The 20,932-nt window shown below is 62.3% G+C and carries 22 protein-coding genes; 10 read left to right on the forward strand and 12 right to left on the reverse strand.

Annotated features, from left to right (window positions below; all coding sequences use genetic code 11):
* Window positions 1–4: 4 nt before the first annotated feature.
* The 3 genes from AC0KW6_RS11105 to AC0KW6_RS11115 all read right to left on the reverse strand — a co-directional run bounded on the left by AC0KW6_RS11105 (window position 5) and on the right by AC0KW6_RS11115 (window position 3,696).
* Window positions 5–292, reverse strand: coding sequence for an HU family DNA-binding protein (locus AC0KW6_RS11105; protein WP_019297532.1), 288 nt, complete (start codon window positions 290–292; stop codon window positions 5–7).
* Window positions 293–430: 138 nt separating this feature from the next.
* On the reverse strand, window positions 431–1,897 hold the full coding sequence (locus AC0KW6_RS11110) for an AMP nucleosidase (protein ID WP_474034906.1): 1,467 nt from the start codon (window positions 1,895–1,897) through the stop codon (window positions 431–433).
* Entirely contained in the window at window positions 1,894–3,696 is a 1,803-nt protein-coding gene (locus AC0KW6_RS11115; protein ID WP_474034907.1) for an adenine deaminase, read from the reverse strand. Before AC0KW6_RS11115 ends, AC0KW6_RS11110 begins: the two co-directional genes overlap by 4 nt.
* 142 nt (window positions 3,697–3,838) lie before the next feature.
* Between AC0KW6_RS11115 and AC0KW6_RS11120 the strand changes: the two genes are divergently transcribed.
* On the forward strand, window positions 3,839–4,261 hold the full coding sequence (locus AC0KW6_RS11120; RefSeq protein WP_474034908.1) for a VOC family protein: 423 nt from the start codon (window positions 3,839–3,841) through the stop codon (window positions 4,259–4,261).
* 83 nt (window positions 4,262–4,344) lie between these two features.
* On the forward strand, window positions 4,345–5,535 hold the full coding sequence (locus AC0KW6_RS11125) for a hypothetical protein (protein WP_474034909.1): 1,191 nt from the start codon (window positions 4,345–4,347) through the stop codon (window positions 5,533–5,535).
* On the opposite strand, the gene AC0KW6_RS11130 is transcribed toward AC0KW6_RS11125, so the two are convergent.
* The gene (locus AC0KW6_RS11130; protein ID WP_474034910.1) at window positions 5,532–6,473 is read right to left on the reverse strand and encodes a GlxA family transcriptional regulator; all 942 of its coding nucleotides are present in this window, start codon (window positions 6,471–6,473) and stop codon (window positions 5,532–5,534) included. The genes AC0KW6_RS11125 and AC0KW6_RS11130 overlap by 4 nt on opposite strands.
* A gap of 79 nt (window positions 6,474–6,552) precedes the next feature.
* Here AC0KW6_RS11130 and AC0KW6_RS11135 point away from each other — a divergent pair, with 79 nt between their 5' ends.
* The 4 genes from AC0KW6_RS11135 to AC0KW6_RS11150 are packed head-to-tail and all read left to right on the forward strand — an operon-like array spanning window position 6,553 to window position 10,892.
* Window positions 6,553–7,716, forward strand: coding sequence for an acyl-CoA dehydrogenase family protein (locus AC0KW6_RS11135; RefSeq protein WP_474034911.1), 1,164 nt, complete (start codon window positions 6,553–6,555; stop codon window positions 7,714–7,716).
* A gap of 3 nt (window positions 7,717–7,719) precedes the next feature.
* Window positions 7,720–8,022, forward strand: coding sequence for an Rdx family protein (locus tag AC0KW6_RS11140; protein ID WP_323775675.1), 303 nt, complete (start codon window positions 7,720–7,722; stop codon window positions 8,020–8,022).
* 6 nt (window positions 8,023–8,028) lie between these two features.
* Window positions 8,029–10,056, forward strand: a complete 2,028-nt coding sequence (locus AC0KW6_RS11145) for an acetate--CoA ligase family protein (RefSeq protein ID WP_323775676.1) — start codon at window positions 8,029–8,031, stop codon at window positions 10,054–10,056.
* 50 nt (window positions 10,057–10,106) lie between these two features.
* Window positions 10,107–10,892 (forward strand): carnitinyl-CoA dehydratase, encoded by a 786-nt coding sequence (locus tag AC0KW6_RS11150; protein ID WP_323775677.1) that lies wholly within the window; start codon window positions 10,107–10,109, stop codon window positions 10,890–10,892.
* Window positions 10,893–11,080: 188 nt separating this feature from the next.
* On the opposite strand, the gene AC0KW6_RS11155 is transcribed toward AC0KW6_RS11150, so the two are convergent.
* Window positions 11,081–11,530, reverse strand: coding sequence for a class I SAM-dependent methyltransferase (locus AC0KW6_RS11155; RefSeq protein ID WP_323775704.1), 450 nt, complete (start codon window positions 11,528–11,530; stop codon window positions 11,081–11,083).
* Window positions 11,531–11,737: 207 nt separating this feature from the next.
* On the opposite strand from AC0KW6_RS11155, the gene AC0KW6_RS11160 reads away from it, so the two are divergent.
* Complete coding sequence (locus AC0KW6_RS11160; protein WP_474034912.1) at window positions 11,738–12,607, forward strand: SDR family oxidoreductase; 870 nt, start codon at window positions 11,738–11,740, stop codon at window positions 12,605–12,607.
* A gap of 49 nt (window positions 12,608–12,656) precedes the next feature.
* On the opposite strand, the gene dxs is transcribed toward AC0KW6_RS11160, so the two are convergent.
* The 6 genes from dxs to AC0KW6_RS11190 all read right to left on the reverse strand — a co-directional run bounded on the left by dxs (window position 12,657) and on the right by AC0KW6_RS11190 (window position 18,028).
* A complete protein-coding gene (gene dxs, locus AC0KW6_RS11165; RefSeq protein ID WP_474034913.1) occupies window positions 12,657–14,585 on the reverse strand; it encodes a 1-deoxy-D-xylulose-5-phosphate synthase in 1,929 nt (642 codons plus the stop codon).
* Window positions 14,586–14,634: 49 nt separating this feature from the next.
* Complete coding sequence (locus AC0KW6_RS11170; protein ID WP_474034914.1) at window positions 14,635–15,519, reverse strand: polyprenyl synthetase family protein; 885 nt, start codon at window positions 15,517–15,519, stop codon at window positions 14,635–14,637.
* A 3-nt stretch (window positions 15,520–15,522) separates the two neighbouring features.
* A complete protein-coding gene (locus AC0KW6_RS11175) occupies window positions 15,523–15,765 on the reverse strand; it encodes an exodeoxyribonuclease VII small subunit (protein ID WP_474034915.1) in 243 nt (80 codons plus the stop codon).
* The gene (locus AC0KW6_RS11180) at window positions 15,762–16,688 is read right to left on the reverse strand and encodes a histone deacetylase family protein (protein WP_474034916.1); all 927 of its coding nucleotides are present in this window, start codon (window positions 16,686–16,688) and stop codon (window positions 15,762–15,764) included. The genes AC0KW6_RS11175 and AC0KW6_RS11180 overlap by 4 nt, the downstream gene beginning before the upstream one ends.
* Before the next feature lie 129 nt (window positions 16,689–16,817).
* Complete coding sequence (locus tag AC0KW6_RS11185; RefSeq protein ID WP_323775682.1) at window positions 16,818–17,519, reverse strand: response regulator; 702 nt, start codon at window positions 17,517–17,519, stop codon at window positions 16,818–16,820.
* A 5-nt stretch (window positions 17,520–17,524) separates the two neighbouring features.
* Entirely contained in the window at window positions 17,525–18,028 is a 504-nt protein-coding gene (locus AC0KW6_RS11190; RefSeq protein WP_291734276.1) for a MarR family winged helix-turn-helix transcriptional regulator, read from the reverse strand.
* Between the two features lie 162 nt (window positions 18,029–18,190).
* On the opposite strand from AC0KW6_RS11190, the gene AC0KW6_RS11195 reads away from it, so the two are divergent.
* The 3 genes from AC0KW6_RS11195 (at window position 18,191) to AC0KW6_RS11205 (ending at window position 19,970) form a co-directional block, all read left to right on the forward strand.
* Complete coding sequence (locus tag AC0KW6_RS11195; protein WP_474034917.1) at window positions 18,191–19,057, forward strand: branched-chain amino acid aminotransferase; 867 nt, start codon at window positions 18,191–18,193, stop codon at window positions 19,055–19,057.
* Window positions 19,058–19,259: 202 nt separating this feature from the next.
* On the forward strand, window positions 19,260–19,730 hold the full coding sequence (locus AC0KW6_RS11200; protein WP_323775684.1) for an MgtC/SapB family protein: 471 nt from the start codon (window positions 19,260–19,262) through the stop codon (window positions 19,728–19,730).
* A 27-nt stretch (window positions 19,731–19,757) separates the two neighbouring features.
* The gene (locus AC0KW6_RS11205) at window positions 19,758–19,970 is read left to right on the forward strand and encodes a helix-turn-helix domain-containing protein (protein WP_323775685.1); all 213 of its coding nucleotides are present in this window, start codon (window positions 19,758–19,760) and stop codon (window positions 19,968–19,970) included.
* A gap of 94 nt (window positions 19,971–20,064) precedes the next feature.
* On the opposite strand, the gene AC0KW6_RS11210 is transcribed toward AC0KW6_RS11205, so the two are convergent.
* On the reverse strand, window positions 20,065–20,901 hold the full coding sequence (locus AC0KW6_RS11210; protein ID WP_323775686.1) for a LysR substrate-binding domain-containing protein: 837 nt from the start codon (window positions 20,899–20,901) through the stop codon (window positions 20,065–20,067).
* Window positions 20,902–20,932 lie beyond the last annotated feature (31 nt).

Consider the following 20,932-nt stretch of genomic DNA (forward strand, 5'->3'; position numbering starts at 1 on the left):
GGTATCAGCCGTTCACACTGTCTTTCAGCGCCTTTGCGATGGTCATTTTCACCACTTTGTCAGCTTCTTTGGTAAACTTCTCGCCGGTGGCCGGGTTGCGCACTTCGCGCTCGGGACGCTCGCGGCAGTAGATCTTGCCGACGCCCGGCAGGGTCACGGCACCGCCGCCCGACACTTCGCGGGTGATCAGCGAGCAGACCGCTTCCAGGGCGGAACCTGCGACTTTTTTGTCGCTACCCATTTCTTCCGCCAGAGCGGCAACAAGCTGGGTTTTGGTCATCGGTTTGGACATTCTTCGTCTCCTTAAACTGCCCGAACTCTGGGGCCTCATCGCCGGATATTATCGTTATGTTGTATGATAACACAACTTATTGTGGGCGCCGGGCAGGCGAAAACAGGCTTTTTTTCTAGGAAAACTGCAAAAATCGCCTTAGAGAAAGGCCGTTTCATCGAACGAGCGCAATTTCCGGCTGTGTAACCGCTCCAGAGGCATTCCGCGCAGGCGCTCCATCGCTCTTATGCCGATTTGCAGATGCCGTGCAACCTGTGTCCGGTAAAAGTCCGAGGCCATGCCCGGCAGCTTGAGCTCCCCATGCAGCGGTTTGTCGGAGACGCACAGAAGCGTGCCATAAGGCACCCGGAAGCGGTAGCCGTTGGCGGCGATGGTCGCGCTTTCCATATCCAGCGCAACGGCGCGGGATTGGGACAGGCGCTGTACCGGGCCGGACTGGTCGCGCAATTCCCAGTTGCGGTTGTCGATGGTGGCGACGGTTCCGGTGCGCATGATCCGTTTGAGGTCAAAACCTTCGTACTCTGTGATTTCGGCCACGGCTTCCTCGAGTGCGACCTGGATTTCCGCTAGTGCCGGAATTGGTGTCCAGACCGGCAGGTCGTCATCCAGCACATGGTCTTCGCGCAGATACCCATGCGCCAGGACAAAGTCACCCAGTGCCTGGGTGTTCCGAAGGCCAGCGCAATGGCCCACCATCAGCCAGGCATGCGGCCGCAGGACCGCGATGTGGTCGGTTGCGGTTTTCGCGTTTGAGGGGCCGACGCCGATATTGACCAGGGTGATGCCGCCGCCGTCCGGCCTTTTCAGGTGGTAGGTCGGCATCTGCGGCAACTTGCCCACGGCGGGAATGGGGGTGGTGTGGTCGGTGATCTCGTGATCGCCGGTACTGACAAAGCTGGTGTAGCCAGTGCCCGGATCCGCCAGCTGGGAGCGGGCGTAGGCTTCAAATTCGGCGACATAGAATTGGTAGTTGGTGAATAGCACGTGGTTCTGGAAATGCTCGGCGCTGGTGGCGGTGTAATGGCTGAGCCGGGCCAGAGAGTAATCAATGCGCTGAGCGGTGAACAACGCCAGCGGGCCAGTGCCGTTGGCGGGCTGGTAGGTGCCGTTGACGATGTCATCATTGGTGGTGGAGAGATCCGGCACGTCAAAGACGTCGCGCAGGGTGAACCCGGCAGCACCGTCCTGCGGCACTGTCAACTCTGGGCGCGAGGCGACTGCAAAATGCACTGGGATCGGAGTGTCGGAGACATCGATTGTCACCGGCTGGCCGTGGTTGCGAATGAGCAGGGTGATCTGCTGGATCAGGTAATTGCGGAACAGGTCCGGCCGGGTCACTGTGGTCGCGTAGGTGCCAGGGGCGGACACATGGCCAAAGCTGAGCCGGCTGTCCACCTGCGCAAAGGAAGAGGTGGTGATGCGGATTTCCGGGTAGTAGGCGCGGATGCGCTGATTGTCCGGCGCCCCGTCGGCCGTCGCCCTGGTGAATTCATCACAGATGAAACCGGTGGCCTGATTGTACAGCAACTCCAACCGGTCAACCGCTTCGGTTGCGTCGTTGAATGTTTCGGTTGGCGGGTGGCCAGGGTGTTTTGTTGTTATCATTGAACAGGCTCGATCACCGGGATTTTCTGGAAAGTGCGCACGTCGACTAGACCAAGGTCGGAAATCCTGAGCTCCGGGATCACCACCAGGGCCAGCAACGAGTGCTGCATATAGGCGTTGTTCAGGCTGCAGCCACAGGCCGCCATCGCCTCCATCATGATCTGCGCCTTGGCAGCCACTTCGGTTGCCGGGCTGTCGGACATCAGGCCGGCAATCGGCAGCTCCACCAGGGCCAGTTCGTTGCCGTCCTTGTAAAGGGTAATGCCGCCGCCCACTTGGGCCAATCGGTTGGCCGCCAGCGCCATCTGTTCACGGTCGGTGCCGGCCACGATCATATGGTGGCTGTCATGCGCCACGGTTGAGGCCATTGCCATTCTGCCGGTGTAGCCAAAGCCCGAGACAAAGGCGTTGGTGACGCCGCCGGTGGCGCGGTGGCGCTCGACCAGCGCGATCTGGCAGATGTCGCCAGTGCCTTCGACCAGTCCGTTGCGCACCGGAAGTTCCGCCTGCAGCGCCTTGGTTGGAGCCTGGTTTTCCACCACGCCGATCACATTGGCGGTGACCGTATTGGCGCCTTCGGGGGCGGCAAGTTCAAAGTCTTTTGCCGTAAGTTCGTGACCCAGACGTACGGTGCCACGGGCGCTGGCAGGCCAGTTGTAATGCGGGCATTCGACCTTAATAGTGCCAGATTCCGCAACGATCCGGCCGCGCGCGACCACTACTTCGATGGGCAGTTCGGCAAGGCTGGAAGTCAGGATCAGATCGGCGCGGCGGCCAGGTGTGATTGAACCGATTTCGCGCTCCAGCCCGAAATGGGTGGCGGTGTTGATAGTGGCCATCTGCAGTGCGATGACGGGATCGCAGCCGCAGGCAATGGCGTGGCGCACCACCCGGTTCATATGGCCGTCATTGACAAGGGTACCGGAGTGGCAGTCGTCTGTGCAAAGTATGAAATTGCGCGGATCGAGACCCTTTTCCGTCACAGCGGTAATCTGGCTTTCGACGTCGTACCAGGCAGAGCCCAGCCGCATCATCGACCGCATCCCCTGGCGGACACGGGCGACGGCGTCGGCCTCGCAGGTGCCCTCATGGTCATCCGCCGGTCCGCCAGCCACATAGGCGGCGAAGTCAGGGCCGAGATCAGGGGAGGCATAATGGCCGCCAACGGTTTTGCCCGCGCGCTGGGTGGCGGCAATTTCAGCCAGCATCTTGGGGTCGGCACCCGCGACGCCGGGGAAGTTCATCATTTCGCCCAGCCCTATGATGCCGGGCCAGTTCATCGCCTCTTCCACGTCTTCGGGCGAAATCTCATGCCCTGTGGTTTCCAAGCCTGGCGCAGAGGGCGCGCAGGAGGGCATTTGGGTGAAGATATTGACGGGCTGCATCAGCGCCTCGTCATGCATATAGCGCACGCCGTCCAGCCCCAGCACGTTGGCGATCTCATGCGGGTCGGTGAACATGCTAGTGGTGCCATGCGGGATCACTGCGCGGGCAAATTCCGCCGGCGTCAGCATGCCGGATTCAATATGCATGTGCGCATCGCACAGGCCTGGGATCATGTAACGGCCCTTGGCCTCGATGATCTGTGTTTCGGGGCCGATGCAATATGTAGCATCCGGCCCGACGTAAGCGAAACGGCCGGCCACGATGGCAATATCATGGTCCGGCAGCAGCTCGCGGGTGTGCACATTGGCCCAGATGCCCTGACGGATCACCGTATCGGCAGGCATACGTCCTGCGGCAACATTGATCAGTTTCGGGGCGGTCTCGGGCCAGCTAGGGAAATTCTGCTCTGACATGATCCAATTGTTCTGATTGCAGCCGGGAAGGCAAGGGGCTTGGGGCAATTGCCACCAAACCTTCATCTTTTCAGATGCAAAGGTGCCGAAGCCCGGCGCTTTTGGCATTGCCGGACCTGCAGATTCCGGGAAACATTGGGCTATGGACTATGAGAACGCAGATGCAGACAGTTTCGGACGCTCCCTGCGCGGGATCGGGCTGAACCTGCTGGTGCGGGATGTTCCGGCTGAAATTGCCTTTTTAGAGACTGTCTTTTCAATGAAAGGGTATCAGGTGAGTAAGGATTTTGCCATCGTGACCTACGGCGGACAGGTGTTTCAACTGCACAGCGACGGCACCTATGCCGAAAATCCACTGCTGGCTCTTTTGCCGGAAAACCCGCCGCGCAGCGCCGGGGTGGAGATCCGGCGGTATGACAGCGACCCGGATAAAACTGCGGCTCGGACAGAGGCCTTGGGCCATACTATACTTCAGCAGCCCGCGGATAAGCCGCACGGTCTGCGGGAGGCGTATATCATGTGTGAAAACGGTTATGCCTGGGTGCCAAGCAGGCTCAAGGGGTAAGCGGCGGGAAATCCTCCCCTTCCGCTGGGGCGGCCTCCGGTCCATGCTGGGCCGAACCGCAGCAAATTTGCGAAGGACCGCTGATGCACGCTATCGCCGAAACGAATGCCTTGGTTGAGGAGGGCATTCTGACACCGGATCAGGCCCGCGAAATCGAGGCCCGCTCGCGCGAGGTGATGGTGTCGCTGGCAGTCAATGCGATTCTGTGTTTCGGCATCATCGCGGCCACGGCGGGGTTCATCTTCTGGCTGGCAGATCCGCTAGCCGTAGCTGTCACCGGTATACTTATGCTGGGCGGCGGTTTGGCGGTGCTGGCGCGCGGCAAGGAGATGCTGCGGATGTTCGGAAATTCCGCCACTCTGATCGGCGCCGGGATGCTGATGGGCGGCGCCGGTATCGAGCTTGCAGACAAATACGAGGACTTTGCCGGCTGGGTGATGCTGCCTGCCGGCGCATTGGTGGCAGTGATCTGCGTTTGGCGCTGGCGGAACGGGGCCTGGTCCACTGGATTTGTATTGGGGATGATCCTGCTGATGGGGCTTGCGATGCATCTGGCCGGGATCGAACTGCTGCTGCAGCAGTATGAAATAGGCTCGCCGGCCCGAAACTTCGTGCTGCTCTATTACGCTCTGGCACTTGGTCTGGCTGGCTGGCAGGTGGATGTGCGCTTTGTCACTGCGCTGGCGATTGCGCCTTTTGCCCAGATGCTGGAAACCGGCACCGGCTATTTTCACGCGGCCTATGTTTTCTATTCGCCGGAAACGACCCTGACAATCTTGCAGATGGTCCTGCTGATTCTGCTGTGCGTCTCCGGCGCAGCGCGGCTGGCTGAGCGTGACGCGCGGCATTTGCGTGTTCTGGCGATCCTGGGGTTTGTGGTCGCGAACCTCTGTGCCCTGGTTGGCTCGCTGTGGGGCGATGTGGTGGGCGAAACCGTCTGGGGGCCGGGAGATCACAGATACGGGTATGACAATTGGGAAGCTTATATAGAAGCACGCAGGATTTTTCGGGAAAGTGCGCTTGTCATTTCCGAGGGCGTCTATTCAGTGCTTTGGGCAGCAATTCTGGCGGCGGTGATCTTCTGGGCGGCGCGGCGCCACCAGCGCGGGCTGTTCAATGCAGCGCTGACTTTTGCCGCCATCCATGCCTACACGCAGATGTTTGAATCCTTTGCCGATGAGCCGCTGGCCTATGTGATCGGCGGTCTGGCGGCGATTCCGTTGGCCTGGGGGCTTTGGAGGCTGAACCAGTGGATGGCCGTCACGCCGGCCTAGCTACTGTTGCGCAAGGCACGCGGGGTGGTTCCGAACTCAGCCTTGAAGGCCCGTGTAAGCGCGCTAGGGTCGTCATAGCCGCAGCGCAAGGCAATTTCCGAGACGCTCAATACAGTTTCTAACACAAGCTTTCTGGCGTGTATCAGCCTTAGCCGCCGGTAGACCGCCTGCGGTGTCGCCCCCAGTTCGGCCTTCATTCGCGCCTCTAGATCCTTTTGGCTGCGGCCTGCCTTTCTGGCCACGGCAGCAATCGGCAAAGGCATCTCCAGATTGGCCTGCATCACCGCAACTGCGCGGGCCACGGATTTGCCGCGCACAAGGATCGGGTCCTGAGTTTCTGTTGCCTCGGGCGCCATGAACAGCGTGGCCACCTCCAGCCGAAGTGCGGCACCATGCTGATCCCCGATCAGTTCCATCATGGTGTCAAAGGCCGCCAGAGCGCCGGTGCAAGTGATGCGGTTGCCGTCCCAGACTTGCCGTGCGCGTTCCGCCTGCACGTCCGGGAAGGCCTCGGTGAAACGGCTGAGCTCTTCCCAGTGAATGGTCGCGCGCCGCGCCTCCAGAAGACCGGCCTGCGCCAGCAGCCAGGCGCCGGTATCGAAGCCGGCCAAAGCCTTGTACCGCAGGGCGGCAGACTTCAGCGCGCGGGCGGTGGCAACCGTAGCATGGCGCAGGAAATCGTAGGACGGCATGGCAATCAGCAGGTCGCCGCTACAATCTGCCAGCCGTCCATGCGCCCGCACTTCCATCCCCGATGATGAAACTGCCGGACCGCCGTCGAGAGTCAGGAACCGCCAAGCATAGACCTGCCGCCCGGCGAATGTGTTGGCGGCGCGCAGAGGCTCCACCGTATTGGCCAGGCAATGGGCCGAGAAGGCATCGAACAGCAGCACATCCAGTTGCTGCGCCGCAGCGTCAGGATTTATCCAACTTCGCATGAAAAACTCTAACTCTGCATGATGTATGCGCGCAAGCCGCTTAACCTGATCCGCAACAGATTTGCGAAGGAAGACCGCCATGCAGTTCGGGATGACCGAAGAACAATCGATGATCGTCGAGACCACCCGCGCCTTTGTGGAAAAGGAGCTGTATCCGCATGAGGCCGAGATTGAGCGCAGCGGCCATTTGGATATGGACGTGATCCGCGATGTGCAGAAGAAAGCGATGGAAGCGGGCCTCTATGCGGCCAATATGCCTGAGGAAGTCGGCGGAGCCGGCCTCGATACGCTGACCTGGCTGCTGTATGAAAAGGAACTGGGCCGCGCCAATTACGCGCTGCACTGGACCGGGGTGGCGCGGCCGTCGAACATTCTGCTGGCGGGTACCGAGGAGCAGAAGGAAGAATACCTGTTTCCTTGCATGAAGGGTGAGAAATGGGACTGCCTGGCAATGACCGAGCCGGATGCAGGATCGGATCTGCGCGGCATGAAGGCGACCGCCCGTAAGGATGGCGGCGACTGGATCCTGAACGGCACCAAGCATTTCATCAGTCACGCCGACATTGCCGATTTTGCCATCTGCTTCATGGCGACCGGCGTTGAAGATACCCCGCGCGGGCCGAAGAAAAAGATCACCGCGTTCTTTGTCGACAAGGGCACGCCGGGGTTCGAGGTGCGCGATGGTTACGGCAACGTCAGCCACCGCGGATACACCAACGCGGTGCTGGAGTTCGACGATTGCCGCCTGCCGTCCTCTGCGATCCTGGGCGAAGTCGACAAGGGGTTCGAGGTTGCCAACACCTGGCTGGGCGCCACCCGGCTGCAGGTGGCCGCCACTTGCCTGGGCCGGGCTGAACGCGCGTTGCAGCATTCGGTGGAATATGCCGCTGAACGCAAGCAGTTCGGTCAGCAGATCGGCAAGTTCCAGGGCATCTCATTCAAGCTCGCCGATATGGCACTGGAGTTAAAGGCGGCAAACCTGCTGACCTGGGAGGCCGGCTGGAAGTTTGATCAAGGCACTGTCACCGAGAGCGACATGTCGATGGCCAAGCTGAAAGCGACCGAGATGCTGGCCTTTGTCGCCGATGAGGCAATTCAGATTCACGGCGGCATGGGCCTGATGGACGAACTGCCGCTGGAACGCATCTGGCGGGACGCCCGGGTCGAGCGTATCTGGGAAGGCACCAGTGAAATCCAGCGGCACATCATCAGCCGCGAGATGCTGCGCGCCGTCGGAGGCTGAGCCATGACTCAAACCGGGAAACCCAGGGTCACAATTACCTATTGCATCGGCTGCAACTGGCTATTGCGGGCGGGCTGGATGGCGCAGGAGCTGCTGCAGACCTTCCAGGATCAGTTGGGCGGGGTAACTTTGGTTCCCGGAGATTTAGGGGGGATCTTTGAGATCCATGTTGATAAGGAGCTGATCTGGGAACGCAAACGGGACGGCGGCTTTCCTGATGTGAAAGAGCTGAAGACCCGTGTGCGCGACCGGATCAATCCTGAACAAGACCTCGGCCATCTGGACCGTGGCAAGACCGGTGAATAAGATCAAATGCAGTCTCTAAACAGGCTTTTCCGCCCGAAATCCATTGCTGTGATTGGCGGCGGCGCATGGTGCCGTCTGGTGATCGAGCAATGCCGGAAGATGGGTTTTGAGGGCACCATCTGGCCCGTCCACCCCAAGGCAGACGAGGTCGCGGCCCTGCCTGCCTTCAAGGATGTGGACAGCCTGCCGGAAGCGCCGGATGCGGCCTTCATCGGGGTGAACCGCTTTGCCACCATCAAGGTGGTGCGGGCGCTGTCGGCACGCGGTGCCGGCGGGGCAGTGTGCTTTGCCTCCGGTTTCCTGGAGGCTGCCGCTGAGGATGCCGAAGGCGCGGACCTGCAGGCACAGCTCCTGGAAGCAGCGGGCGAGATGCCCTTCCTCGGCCCCAACTGTTATGGCTTCATCAATTATCTGGACGGCGCGCTGTTGTGGCCGGACCAGCATGGGGGCACGCGGGTGGAGAAAGGCGTGGCGCTGGTCACCCAAAGCTCCAACATTGCCATCAACCTGACCATGCAGAAACGCGGGCTGCCGGTCGCATATGCGGTGACCGCAGGCAATCAAGCGCAATCCGGCATTGCCGCGATTGGCGAAGCCCTGCTGGAAGATGACCGCGTCACCGCACTTGGCCTGCACATCGAAGGGTTCGGAGATTTGCGTGCGCTGGAGGCTTTGGCAGCACGCGCCCGTGAACTCGGAAAGCCGGTGGTGGCGCTGAAGGTGGGCAAATCAGCCGAGGCCCAGGCCGCAACTGTTTCTCATACCGCCTCGCTTGCAGGCGGTGACGCGGGGGCCGGGGCTTTGCTCTCCCGTCTCGGTATCCCGCGTCTGGATGATCTGCCGTCCTTTCTGGAGACGCTGAAACTCTTGCACGTGACGGGTCGGCTGCCTTCGAACCGGATTGCAACCATCAGCTGCTCAGGCGGCGAGGCAAGCCTGGCCGCAGATACCGGCCATGCGCGCAATGTTGAGTTCCCGGCGCTGAGCGAACGGCAGAAGACCGACCTGCGTGAGGCGCTTGGGCCGATGGTGGCCCTGGCAAATCCGCTCGACTACCACACCTATATCTGGCGGGACGCCGAGGCGATGACCCGGGCGTTTTCTGCGATGATGGACCCGCAGTTGGCGATGACGATGCTGATCGTGGACTTCCCGCGCGAAGACCGCTGTGATGCATCCGACTGGGAATGCACCATTCAGGCGGCCATTGGCTCGCGCGAGCAGACCGGCGCCAACGTCGGTCTGGTGGCGACTTTGCCGGAGCTGATGCCCGAGGATGTAGCGGCCCGGCTGATGGCAGCGGGTGTGGTACCCTTTTGCGGTCTCAGTGAGGCGATTTCGGCGTGTGAGGCCGCGAGTCTGCCGCAGCCGCCAGCCCCGGCGCCGCTGCTGCTGCCGACGCCCGTGGTGGAACCCGATTTGGTGCCCGAAGCGGAGGCCAAACGGCAGCTTGCAGACTATGGGTTGCGTATACCGCGCTTCAAACGTGCTGCCTCGGCGACCAATGCGCGGGCGGTGGCGGTGGATGTCGGCTTCCCCGTTGTTCTGAAAGGCGAGGGCCTAGCCCATAAGACCGAAGCCGGAGCGGTCGCGCTGAATCTGACATCTGGTCAGGAGGTAAGCGATGCAGCCTTCAACATGCCGGCTTCGCGGTTCCTCGTTGAAGAAATGGTCACTGGTGCAGTTGCGGAACTGCTGATCGGTGTGGTCAAGGATCCGGCGCATGGCTTTGTCATGACGCTGGCCGCAGGCGGCACCCTGACCGAGCTGATGGAGGACAGCGCCTCCTTCCTGCTGCCGGCTTCGGATGCGGAGATCAACGCGGCGCTCAACGCTCTGCGAATCGCCAGGCTGCTGGATGGCTACCGGGGCGCCCCGGCGGCGGACCGTGAAGCGGTTCTGCGGGCAATCCGTGCGGTGGAGGCCTATGTGACGGAAAACGCACTGGGTCTGGAAGAGATCGAGATCAACCCGCTTCTCTGCACGCCGTCTGACGCCGTTGCGGCAGATGCGCTGATGAGGCGGAAATACTAAGGCTTCGGCCGCAAACATGAACGGTACTGCCCGTGCCAGGAGGAACTGAGATGACCGAGAGCCCCGTGAAAACCCGCCGCGACGGCGCCATTCTGGAAGTGACCTTGGACCGGCCCAAGGCCAATGCCATCGACCTTCAGACCAGCCGGGTCATGGGTGAAGTGTTCCGTGATTTCCGGGATGATCCGGAACTGCGGGTCGCAATTCTGACCGGTGGCGGAGAGAAATTCTTCTGCCCTGGCTGGGATCTGAAAGCCGCAGCTGACGGAGATGCTGTGGACGGCGACTACGGCGTCGGCGGTTTCGGCGGGCTGCAGGAGCTGCGCGATATGAACAAGCCGGTGATTGCCGCCGTGAACGGAATCGCTTGCGGCGGCGGGCTGGAGCTGGCTTTGTCAGCGGATATGATCATTGCCGCCGATCACGCGACCTTTGCATTGCCGGAAATCCGCTCCGGAACCGTGGCGGATGCGGCCAGCGTGAAATTACCCAAGCGTATTCCCTATCACATTGCGATGGAGCTGCTGCTTACGGGCCGTTGGTTTGATGCCGAAGAGGCGAACCGCTGGGGTCTGGTGAATGAAATCGTGGCGGCGGATCAGCTGATGGACCGGGCCTGGGAGCTGGCGCGGTTGCTCGCCTCCGGTCCGCCGCTGGTCTATGCGGCGATCAAGGAGGTGGTGCGCGACGCTGAGGATTCTAAATTCCAGGACGCCATGAACCGGATCACCCGGCGGCAGCTGCAGACGGTGGATGTGCTCTATGGGTCCGAGGACAATCTGGAAGGCGCCCGCGCCTTTGCTGAAAAACGCGATCCGGTCTGGAAGGGGCGCTGACGCAGCGCGCCGTCAGGCGCGCTGCCAGGCCTAAGGCTGCGGATGGCATCGCAGATGCCGCGCGACGGCGCGAGAGCCCTGCCTGTTTCAGATACACCCGAAGTTGCCGCTGCCCAGTTGCGCCCGGCGCCGCGCTTTGCGCGGCGTTTGGGGCTTCGCCCGTTCAATGGCGAACTGGCACAAGGGCGCTATTCCTTTTGAAACAGCGCAACCAGGGCGGTGTCGTTCTTGTGTGTGCCTGATGCTCCGCAGTCATAGATGCGCAGTTCAGGCAGAGTCAGCCCCGTGAACCATTGACCGCGCAGCAGCCGGTCGAAGGCTTCAGTAAACCCCGCCTTGTTGTATGATCCGGCGTTCACAGACAGCGCAAACCAGGCATCAGCTGCGGCCAGCCGCAACAGGGCCGGCAGGACCTCGGGGCCGAGGTGGCCAAAAGTGAAAGTGCCGGACGAAACCACGCCGCGGCAACTGTTGTGCGGCACCGGGATACCTTCCAGAAGATCGGCCTCAATCACGTCGCGGTAGACGTCCTTGCGCAAGGCTTCGGCCAGCATGGCGGCGCTCAGGTCGGTGGCGTCGATGGGGCCGACCCCAAGCAGCTGCAGCGCCTGGCCGCAGAGGCCGGTGCCTTCACCCATGTCCAGCAACGGGCTTTTTCCCCGGTGGCGAAATCCTGATCCTAAGAGCCTGCCCAATCCGCATAGAGCCGTCGCGAATCATCGGGCGTGCTCAGCGCATAGGCATCAGACAGGCCGGGTGTATGTTTTTTCATCGGGTCATCAAAGGTGCTGGGGAGATTCGAATCAACCCTTGCGCCCCTGGTCCGGCCGACGCATCTAGGAGCCATGAGGAAAACACTGCTTTGTCTTGGATTTGGCTATACCGCGCGGGCGCTTGCGCCGCACCTGCTGGCGCAGGGATGGCGGGTCATCGGCACCTCCCGCGAGGCTGTGGCGGCCGCAGGAGTGGAGATGTTCACCTGGCCCGGGCAGGATGTGCCGTTGGATGGTGTAACCCACATTTTGAACTCGATCGGGCCGAACGCAGAGGGCGATCCGGTGCTTGCTGCGCTGGGTGATCGGATCACCGCTGCCCCCGGCCTGGAGTGGGTTGGCTATCTGTCTACAACGGCGGTTTACGGCCACCACGACGGCGCCTGGGTGGACGAAGACACGCCGGTTGCTCCCTCCAGTCAGCGCGGCGACTGGCGTGCCAAGGCAGAAGCGCAATGGCAGGCAATTCCGGACTTGCCGTTGCATATCTTCCGCCTGGCCGGCATCTACGGCCCCGGCCGCGGTCCCTTTGCCAAGCTGATGGCAGGTAAAGCGCGGCGGATCATAAAGCCGGGGCAGGTGTTTTCCCGCATCCACGTCGAGGACATCGCCCAGGTGCTTGCGGCCTCCATCGCGAGACCCCAGCCCGGTGCCATTTACAACGTCTGTGACGACGACCCGGCCCCGCCGCAGGATGTGCTGGGTTATGCGGCGGAGCTGCTGGGCTTGCCGGTGCCGGCCGAGGTGCCCTTTGACGAGGCTGGCATGACACGCATGGCGCGCAGCTTCTACGGCGAGAACAAGCGGGTCAGGAACCGCCGGATCAAGAGTGAGCTGGGGGTGGAGCTGCTCTATCCCACCTACCGCGAGGGGCTGCGGGCGGTGCTGGAAGCCGAGGATATGGAGAGTTTCGTGCCGCCTGTGGAGCCGCCGGGTGTGTAAAGAGATATACCGGGACTGCTAAGCCAGGCGCGCGCCTGCCGGGCGGCGGCTATGCTCGCTTCTCGCCAATCGTAGCGACGCCCAGCACTTCCAGCACTTTGGTTTCGATCTGCGGCGCGTTCATCGCTGCAGCCTCATACATGTCCGCCGGGCTGGCCTGGTCGATGAAGGTATCAGGCAGAACCATCGAGCGGAACTTGAGGCCGCTGTCAAAAACGCCTGCCTCGGCCAGAAGCTGCGCCACATGGGATCCGAAGCCGCCCACCGCACCTTCCTCGATGGTGATCAACGCCTCGTGGTCTGCAGCCAGCTGCAGGATCAGGTCCCGGTCCAGAGGTTTCGCAAATCGGGCGTCAGCGATTGAGGGGGTGATGCCCTTGGCGGCGAGCGCCTCGGCAGCATTTTTGACTTCACCCAGGCGTGTGCCAAATGACAGCAGCGCGACGCGTTTGCCCTGCTGGATCATCCGGCCCTTGCCGATTTTCAGCACTTCGGGGGTCTCCGGCATCTCGACGCCTTCGCCTTCGCCGCGCGGATAGCGGAAGGCGATGGGGCCGTCGTCATGGGCGGCGGCTGTGGCGACCATATGAGCCAGTTCAGCCTCGTCGGCAGCGGCCATCACCACCATGCCCGGCAAGTTGGCCATGAAACCGATGTCGAAGCTGCCGGCATGGGTGGCGCCATCCGCACCTACCAGACCCGCGCGGTCGATGGCAAAGCGGACCGGCAGCCGCTGGATCGCCACGTCGTGCACTACTTGGTCGTAACCGCGCTGCAGGAAGGTGGAATACATCGCACAAAACGGCTTCATACCGCCTGCGGCCAGGGCGGCGGCAAAGGTCACGCCGTGCTGTTCGGCAATACCGACGTCGAAGGTGCGCGAGGGGTAGCGCTCTGCCATCAGGTTCAGCCCGGTGCCGTCGGGCATGGCTGCAGTAACGGCGCAGATCTTGTCGTCCTTGGCGGCCAGCTTCACCAGTTCATTGCCGAAGACCGAAGTGTAGGAAGGCGCGTTGGAGGGCGCTTTTTTCTGCTCACCCGTCATCATGTCGAATTTGGCGGTGGCGTGGCCCTTGTCGAGGGCGGCTTCCGCCGGGGCGTAGCCCTTGCCCTTTTTAGTGAGGACGTGGATCAGAATCGGACCGGTGGCGCGGGCTTTGACCGTGCGCAGCACAGGCAGCAGCTGGTCCATGTCGTGGCCGTCTATTGGTCCAAGGTATGAGAAGCCGAGTGCCTCGAACAATGTGCCGCCGACCGCCATGCCCTTCAGCATGTCCTTGGCGCGTTTGGCGCCTTCGCGGAAGGGCTCGGGCAGCAGCGAAACGGCACCCTTAGCCGCCGCCTTAAGCTCTTGGAAAGGCTCGCCTGCGTAGAGGCGCGAGAGATAGGAGGACAGCGCGCCCACCGGCGGTGCAATCGACATCTCATTGTCGTTCAGGATGACGATCAGCCGTTTGCCCAGATGGCCTGCGTTATTCATCGCTTCAAACGCCATGCCTGCCGACATTGACCCGTCGCCGATTACCGCGATGGCGTCGCCGATGCCCTCGGGGATCACGCCGCCGAGGTCGCGTGCTACGGAAAAACCCAGCGCGGCGCTGATTGAGGTGGAACTGTGCGCGGCACCAAAGGGGTCATAAGAGGACTCGGAACGTTTGGTGAAACCGCTGAGGCCGTCCTTCATGCGCAGGGTGCGGATGCGGTCGCGGCGCCCGGTCAGGATCTTATGCGGATAGCACTGGTGCGAGACGTCCCAGATCACCTTGTCCCGCGGGGTGTCAAAGACGGCGTGCAATGCGGTGGTCAGCTCGACCACACCGAGGCCCGCGCCCAGATGGCCACCGGTGACAGAAACCGCAGCAATGGTTTCCTGCCGCAGCTCGTGGGCGACCTGAGCCAGCTGTGTGTCAGAAAGCCCCTTCAGATCGGCGGGGCGCGCGATCTGGTCCAAAAGCGGAGTGTTCGGCCGGTCGGACATGATGTCTCCTTGGGCTGCGCCTGTCAGGATGCCGGGGCGTGGCACGGGTTTAGCTCTCGCGCGCAATAACGAAGCGCGCGGCATCCTTCAAGGTTCCGGCGGCCGCGCCATAGGGGGAAAGGGCGGCACAGGCCTCCTCGCACAGTTCCCTTGCACGTGCTTTGGCTTCTGTCAGGCCCAATAATGAGACAAAGGTTGCCTTGCCGGCGTCGGCATCCTTGCGCACGGCTTTGCCGACCTTGGCGGCATCACCCTCGACATCCAAAATGTCGTCGGCGATCTGGAAAGCAAGGCCGAGGGCGCGTGCGTATTGCCGCAGCGGTGCCGTGTCGGCGCCCGCCAGCACAGCTCCGGCGGAGGCGGACCAGTCGATCAGGCAGCCGGTCTTGCGGCCTTGCAGCCGGGTGATCTGCTTCAGCGTCAGCGGCCCGGCGGCGGTTTCCGCTGCAATATCCAGCATCTGGCCCGAGACCATGCCGTCCTTGCCGGAAGCGTGCGCCAGGCCGCGGATCAGGGTCAGCGCATGGGGGCCAACCTTGCGGTCCGCCAGCAGTTCAAAGGCAAAGCTTTGCAGACTGTCGCCTGCCAGCACCGCCATTGCCTCGTCCCATTTGCGGTGCAAGGTGGGCTGGCCGCGGCGCAGATCGTCGTCGTCCATGCAAGGCAAGTCGTCATGCACCAGCGAGTAGGCATGGATGCATTCGATGGCGAGGGCTGCCTCGATTGCGGGCTCCATCGAAACCCCATGCAGGCTGGCGCTTTCCAGCACCAGAAATCCGCGCAGCATCTTGCCGCCGGTAACGGCGTAGCGCATGGCGGCGTGCAGCTCGTCACGGCTTGCCAGCCGCAGTTCCATATGTGCGGCGATACGGGCCTGTGCGTCTTGCAGCGCTTGTGCAAAGGGACGCGTTTGGGTGTCTGCTGCGGCGGTCATAGCTTAGCCGGCGTCCAGCGGCTGGGTGCCCTTGGGAGTGCCGTTTGCGTCCAGCGTGATGGCGGCGACCTTTTCCTCGGCGCGTTTCAGCTCGTCCTCGCAGCGATTCTTAAGCGCGGCGCCCCGGGTATAGAGGTCGATCGAGGCATCCAGCGCCACGTCGCCGCGCTCAAGCTGGTCCACCACGCCTTCCAGCTCTCGCATCGCCTGTTCAAAGCTCATCTGGTCTACGGGGGTCTCAGTCATGCCGGTGCCTTTATCAATTCTTCCACATGCGCGCGCGTTGCCGCGGCCAGCGCGTTCAGATCATATCCGCCTTCCAAAGTCGAGACGATACGGCCCTGGCAGAGATCACTGGCGAGTTTGCACAGCTCGGCGGTAATCCATGCGAAATCGGCTGTGGCCCAGTTGAGGCTGGCAAGGGGGTCGTCCTGATGGGCGTCAAAGCCGGCCGAGATGATGATCAGCTCCGGTTTGAACGCGCGCAGGCGCGGGAAGGCCTGCCCCTCATAGGCCGCCTGCATCTCCGCCCGGCCGGAGCCCGGCGCGAGCGGCATGTTCAGGATCGTGCCATGGGCGCCGTCCTCATCCGGGCGGCCGGAGCCGGGCCAGAGCGGCATCTGCTGGCTGGTGATCACCAGAGTGCGCGGTTCGTCCCACAAGATATCCTGGGTGCCGTTGCCGTGGTGCACGTCGAAATCCACCACCGCGACCCGGCTGAGGCCGTGATGGTCCAGCGCGTGTTTGGCGGCCAGCGCGGCATTGCCGAACAGGCAGAAGCCCATGGCAGTACCGGTCTCCGCGTGGTGTCCCGGCGGGCGCACGGCGGCAAAAGCGTTCTGCACCTCGCCGCCCAGCACCATGTCGACACCGCGCACCGCCGCGCCCGCTGCGCGGAAGGCGGCATCCAGAGAGCCGGGGGACATGAACGTGTCGCCGTCGATCTGTGCCCAGCCCTCCGCCGGGGAGGCTTTGCGCAAGTCCGAGAGGTAGTCTGCCGGGTGGATGCGCAGAATGTCGTCCTCGGCGGCCATCGGTGCGGTGATGCGCTTCAGCTCCAAGGGTTCCAGCGCGTGCAGGATGTACGCCAGCCGTGCGACCTGTTCCGGGTGGCCGTCAGGGGTCACATGAGTGAGGCAATCGGCATGGGTGATCAGGGCGGTGGTCATCGGGGTCTCCTCCTGCGGCGGGCCTTGGCGCGACCCTAGGAGGGGGCGGATTGTGGCCGCAAGGAAAAAGCCGGGACTCCGTTCCAGTCTACGGGATATTCTCAGCCAGAAAAAGGAGTGCAAAAGGCTTTAGTCAGGTGCCAGCATATAACCGGCGCCGCGCACCGTCTGCAGATATTGCGGCTGTTTCGGGTTCGGCTCGATCTTGCGGCGCAGGCGGGTGATCTGCACGTCCACAGCGCGTTCCTGCGCCTGACCGCGGTCGCGGCCCAGATCTTCGACCAGCTTGGTGCGGGACACTGGCTCGCCCGGCTGCGCCGAGAAGATCTTCATCAGCTGGCTTTCGGTGCCGGTGAGGCGGATCAGCTCGTCGCCCTGCCACATCTCGCCGCGTTCAATGTCATAGCGGATGGCGCCCAGATGCAGCACTTTGAGGGCACATTCCTGTGCCACAGTGTCCGGCATCCGCCGCAGGATCGCGTTCACCCGCAGCAAAAGCTCCTTCGGCTCAAAGGGTTTGGGCAGGTAGTCATCTGCACCTGCCTCCAAGCCAGCGATGCGGTCTTCGGTCTCGCCTTTGGCGGTCAGCAGCAGGATCGGTGTGGCCATGGTCTCTCGCAGCGATTGCGTCAGCGAGATACCGTCCTCGCCGGGCATCATCACATCCATGACGATCAGGTCAAAATCCAGCCCTGCCAACACCCGCCGGGCATGGGCCGCATCCCGCGCTGCCGTTACCAGAAAGCCGGACCGCATCAGGAATTTTTTCAGAAGGCTGCGGATGCGCTCGTCGTCATCGACGATCAGCAGATGGGCGTCATTCATGCTCATGTGGCTCAATCCCGCAGCTTGGCATAGGCACGGCGCATATCCGCATCCATCATTGCCTCAAGCACTTTCTTGAATCCTTGCACCGCTTCGGGGCCTGCATCCTTATAGGCGGCGCGCATCCGGGCGCGCTGGGCATCCGACAGCGTGGCCTCCAGAGCGGCGCCCTGATCAGTCAGGTACAGATGCCGCTCGCGCTTATCCAGCTCACCCACCTTGCTGATCACCAGACCATCGCCGATCAATGTGCGCAGCACCCGGTTCAGCGATTGTTTGGTGACACCCAGTATGCTGAGAAGGTTGTTCACTGTCGTGCCGGGCGAACGGTTGATAAAGTGGACCGCCCTGTGATGCGCCCGGCCATAGGACAATTCTGCCAGAATCCGGTCCGGGTCGGCCGTAAAGCCGCGGTAGGCAAAAAACATTGCCTCGATCCCCTGGCGCAGCTGCTCATCCGTCAGGAACAGCAGGCTTTCGCCGCCGTATCCCTGCCCTGTCCGGCCTTCAGGCATTCGGTGCCCCCTCGTCTGTAATGCCGGTCAGTTTATGTCAGTGTTGTTGACATTCCAAGGGTGAAGATGTATCGAATCGCAGCTTTGGCGCAAGATTGTGTCCGGTCCGGTCGCAGCTAGCGCAATAAATGGAAATCCCGCAGAGTTTTAGGAGGGTGCGGCATGGCAAGTTATGACGACCGCGACGGTGTGATCTGGATGGATGGGGAATTGGTCGACTGGCGGGATGCCAAGGTGCATATTCTGACCCATGCCATGCATTATGCCTCCTCCGTGTTCGAAGGCGAGCGCGCCTATAACGGCAAGATCTTCAAGAGCCGCGAGCATTCCGAACGCCTGATCGCATCGGCCGAGGCGTTGGACATGCCGATGCCTTACACAGTCGATCAGATCGAGGCGGCCAAGGGTGAGGCGCTGAAGGCTTCCGGCCTGCAGGATGCCTATGTGCGGGCGCTGGTCTGGCGCGGGTCCGGTGATGATATGGGGGTGGCCTCGGCTGCCAACCCGGTGCGGATGGCAATCGCGGTCTGGGGCTGGGGCGCCTACTATGGCGACGCCAAAATGCAGGGCGCCAAGCTGGCGATTGCCGAATGGAAACGCCCCTCGCCGGAAACCATCCCGGTCCATGCCAAGGCGGCAGGCCTTTACATGATCTGCACTATATCCAAGCACAAAGCGGCCGCGCAGGGCTGCTCGGACGCGCTGTTCATGGACTGGCGCGGGTTTGTGGCCGAGGCGACCGGCGCCAACATTTTCTTTGTGAAGGATGGCGAGGTGCACACCCCTCTGGCGGATTGCTTCCTCAATGGCATTACCCGCCAGACCGTGATCCAGATGCTGAAAGACAAGGGGATCACCGTGCATGAGCGCCGCATCAAGCCGGAGGAAATGGAAGGCTTTGAGCAGTGCTGGCTGACTGGCACCGCCGCCGAAGTTACGCCGGTTGGCGAGATCGGACCCTACAAATTCGAAGTCGGCGCGCTGACCCGTGAGATCGCCGAGGACTACGAAAAACTGGTCCGCGCGTAAGCGCACGCCAATAAGGCACGGAAAACCCCGCCTGCGTGCGGGGTTTTTTCTTTGCGGCGCCGGACTGCCTTTCACGGTTCATAGCGGCCAAAGCCATTTTTCTGCACTCATTCCGGTACTGTGCCATAGTCGGGCATATTGACGGAAAATCATTCCGGGGCACGCTGCGTGCTGCTGCCCGCCACGGAGGAACGGGAACGCGATGGACCTGAGTATTGCTTATGTGAGCTATTGGGAGCTGTGTCTGCGCCTGATCTGCGCCGCTGCAGCCGGCGCGCTGTTGGGCCTGGACCGGGAGCTGCGGCATCGCAAGGTGGGCATGCGGACCTATATGATTGTCTCGCTTGGGGCGGCGGGTTTTACCTTGATCACCATGGAATTGTCGATGGAAGCGCTGACCCTTGATATGGGAACTGACCCGACGCGAATTATGCAGGGGATTGTCGGAGCGATCGGCTTTCTAGGCGCCGGGGCGATCATACATGGCGATGAGCGGGTCGGAGGGATGGCGACGGCGGCCAGCCTTTGGGCGGCCGGGGGTGTCGGCATGGCCTCGGGGCTAGGCTATTATGGTCACGCGGTGCTGCTGGCGCTGCTCGCTGCCGGCATTCTCGCCATGAGCCGGTTGATGAGCAACCGCGGCCGGGAGGACCGGCCGGATGTCCGTGACTGACCCTGCGGATGATCGGATCCGAGGTACATGTGGCGCACTTCCTCCGCTCAGGAGTTTACCGCCAAGATGGAGGTGACACCGATGCAATACCTGATCGGCTGGCGGCTGCAGATCGCCTGCCAAGGGCTGACGGAACAGGGGCTGACCGTGGCCGCCGCCGCGGAAATTGCCGGCTGCGCGTCCGAGCCCGCCTTTTCACGGGTGTTCCGCAAACAGGTCGGCATGTCGCCCGCAGCCTAGCGGCAGCAGCAAGTGGCGGCCTGAACGGGGCCGCGGTGGTGCCATTAATTCACCTAAGGCTACGGAAATCGCCGCGGCTGCCCCTGACCGAGCCCTACTGGCGCAACAGCCAGTCCACCACCGTCTTGGCCCGGCCCCTTGCGCTGGGCCACAGCACATAAAATCCCTGGTCCCCCAGACGGGGTGCTTGCCAAATGACCACCAGCGGCTGGCTGCCAAGAAATATCCGTGGCACCAGTGCGATGCCCTGGCCGTTCATGGCCGCATCCATAGCCAGAGCGGTCTGGTTGAATTGCAGAACCCTTCCGGTTGCATTAAGCCCTTCCTGACGCAGCAGCAGATCCCAATGCCGATGCCCGTCCTGGATCAACGTGTACTGCGCCAAGTCGGCGAGATCTGGAGTATCTCCCAAAGTCAAAGCCATATCCTGTGGTCCCACGGCGACCAGATCTACAAGCGAAAGCAGGGCAGAATTCAAACCTCCCTCCTGCGGCTTGCCGCCCTGACGGATAGCAATGCCGATCCCATCGCGTTTGAAATCAGTCAGGCTTTCCTCGGCCACCACCCGCAAATCAATATCCGGATGCGCCGCTTCGAACTCCGGCAGCCGCGGCACCAGCCATTTCGACGCAAAGGAAGGCGTCACCGACAGCGTCACCTGCTGCACCGCCGGCGCCAGCTTGTCCGTCGCGTCGCGGACCAGCGTCAGGGCTTGGCTCACCGGCGCGTGGTAACTGCGCCCGGTATCCGTCAGCGTCAGCCCGCGTGCGTGGCGGTGGAACAGCTTATGCCCCAGATCCGCCTCCAGCCTGCGCACCTGCTGAGCAACGGCCCCTTGGGTCAGATGCAGCTCCTCGGCCGCACGGCCGAAGTTCAGGTGGCGGGCGGCAGCGTCAAACATCCGCAGGGCATTGAGGTTGGGCAGGCGCATCAGATCCAAGACAGTAGTTTTTCTGCAGTCT

This window comes from Leisingera sp. SA215 (assembly GCF_055902035.1).

Coding starts and splice junctions, on each gene's coding strand:
- AC0KW6_RS11105 (WP_019297532.1), bottom strand. CDS start 292: ATGTCCAAACCGATGACCAAAACCCAGCTTGTTGCCGCTCTGGCGGAA.
- AC0KW6_RS11180 (WP_474034916.1), bottom strand. CDS start 16,688: ATGACCACCGCCCTGATCACCCATGCCGATTGCCTCACTCATGTGACC.
- dxs (WP_474034913.1), bottom strand. CDS start 14,585: ATGTCCGACCGGCCGAACACTCCGCTTTTGGACCAGATCGCGCGCCCC.
- AC0KW6_RS11120 (WP_474034908.1), top strand. CDS start 3,839: ATGGACTATGAGAACGCAGATGCAGACAGTTTCGGACGCTCCCTGCGC.
- AC0KW6_RS11125 (WP_474034909.1), top strand. CDS start 4,345: ATGCACGCTATCGCCGAAACGAATGCCTTGGTTGAGGAGGGCATTCTG.
- AC0KW6_RS11175 (WP_474034915.1), bottom strand. CDS start 15,765: ATGACTGAGACCCCCGTAGACCAGATGAGCTTTGAACAGGCGATGCGA.
- AC0KW6_RS11110 (WP_474034906.1), bottom strand. CDS start 1,897: ATGATAACAACAAAACACCCTGGCCACCCGCCAACCGAAACATTCAAC.
- AC0KW6_RS11170 (WP_474034914.1), bottom strand. CDS start 15,519: ATGACCGCCGCAGCAGACACCCAAACGCGTCCCTTTGCACAAGCGCTG.
- AC0KW6_RS11185 (WP_323775682.1), bottom strand. CDS start 17,519: ATGAGCATGAATGACGCCCATCTGCTGATCGTCGATGACGACGAGCGC.
- AC0KW6_RS11115 (WP_474034907.1), bottom strand. CDS start 3,696: ATGTCAGAGCAGAATTTCCCTAGCTGGCCCGAGACCGCCCCGAAACTG.
- AC0KW6_RS11195 (WP_474034917.1), top strand. CDS start 18,191: ATGGCAAGTTATGACGACCGCGACGGTGTGATCTGGATGGATGGGGAA.
- AC0KW6_RS11150 (WP_323775677.1), top strand. CDS start 10,107: ATGACCGAGAGCCCCGTGAAAACCCGCCGCGACGGCGCCATTCTGGAA.
- AC0KW6_RS11205 (WP_323775685.1), top strand. CDS start 19,758: ATGTGGCGCACTTCCTCCGCTCAGGAGTTTACCGCCAAGATGGAGGTG.
- AC0KW6_RS11190 (WP_291734276.1), bottom strand. CDS start 18,028: ATGCCTGAAGGCCGGACAGGGCAGGGATACGGCGGCGAAAGCCTGCTG.
- AC0KW6_RS11140 (WP_323775675.1), top strand. CDS start 7,720: ATGACTCAAACCGGGAAACCCAGGGTCACAATTACCTATTGCATCGGC.
- AC0KW6_RS11130 (WP_474034910.1), bottom strand. CDS start 6,473: ATGCGAAGTTGGATAAATCCTGACGCTGCGGCGCAGCAACTGGATGTG.
- AC0KW6_RS11145 (WP_323775676.1), top strand. CDS start 8,029: ATGCAGTCTCTAAACAGGCTTTTCCGCCCGAAATCCATTGCTGTGATT.
- AC0KW6_RS11160 (WP_474034912.1), top strand. CDS start 11,738: ATGAGGAAAACACTGCTTTGTCTTGGATTTGGCTATACCGCGCGGGCG.
- AC0KW6_RS11155 (WP_323775704.1), bottom strand. CDS start 11,530: ATGGGTGAAGGCACCGGCCTCTGCGGCCAGGCGCTGCAGCTGCTTGGG.
- AC0KW6_RS11210 (WP_323775686.1), bottom strand. CDS start 20,901: ATGCGCCTGCCCAACCTCAATGCCCTGCGGATGTTTGACGCTGCCGCC.
- AC0KW6_RS11200 (WP_323775684.1), top strand. CDS start 19,260: ATGGACCTGAGTATTGCTTATGTGAGCTATTGGGAGCTGTGTCTGCGC.
- AC0KW6_RS11135 (WP_474034911.1), top strand. CDS start 6,553: ATGCAGTTCGGGATGACCGAAGAACAATCGATGATCGTCGAGACCACC.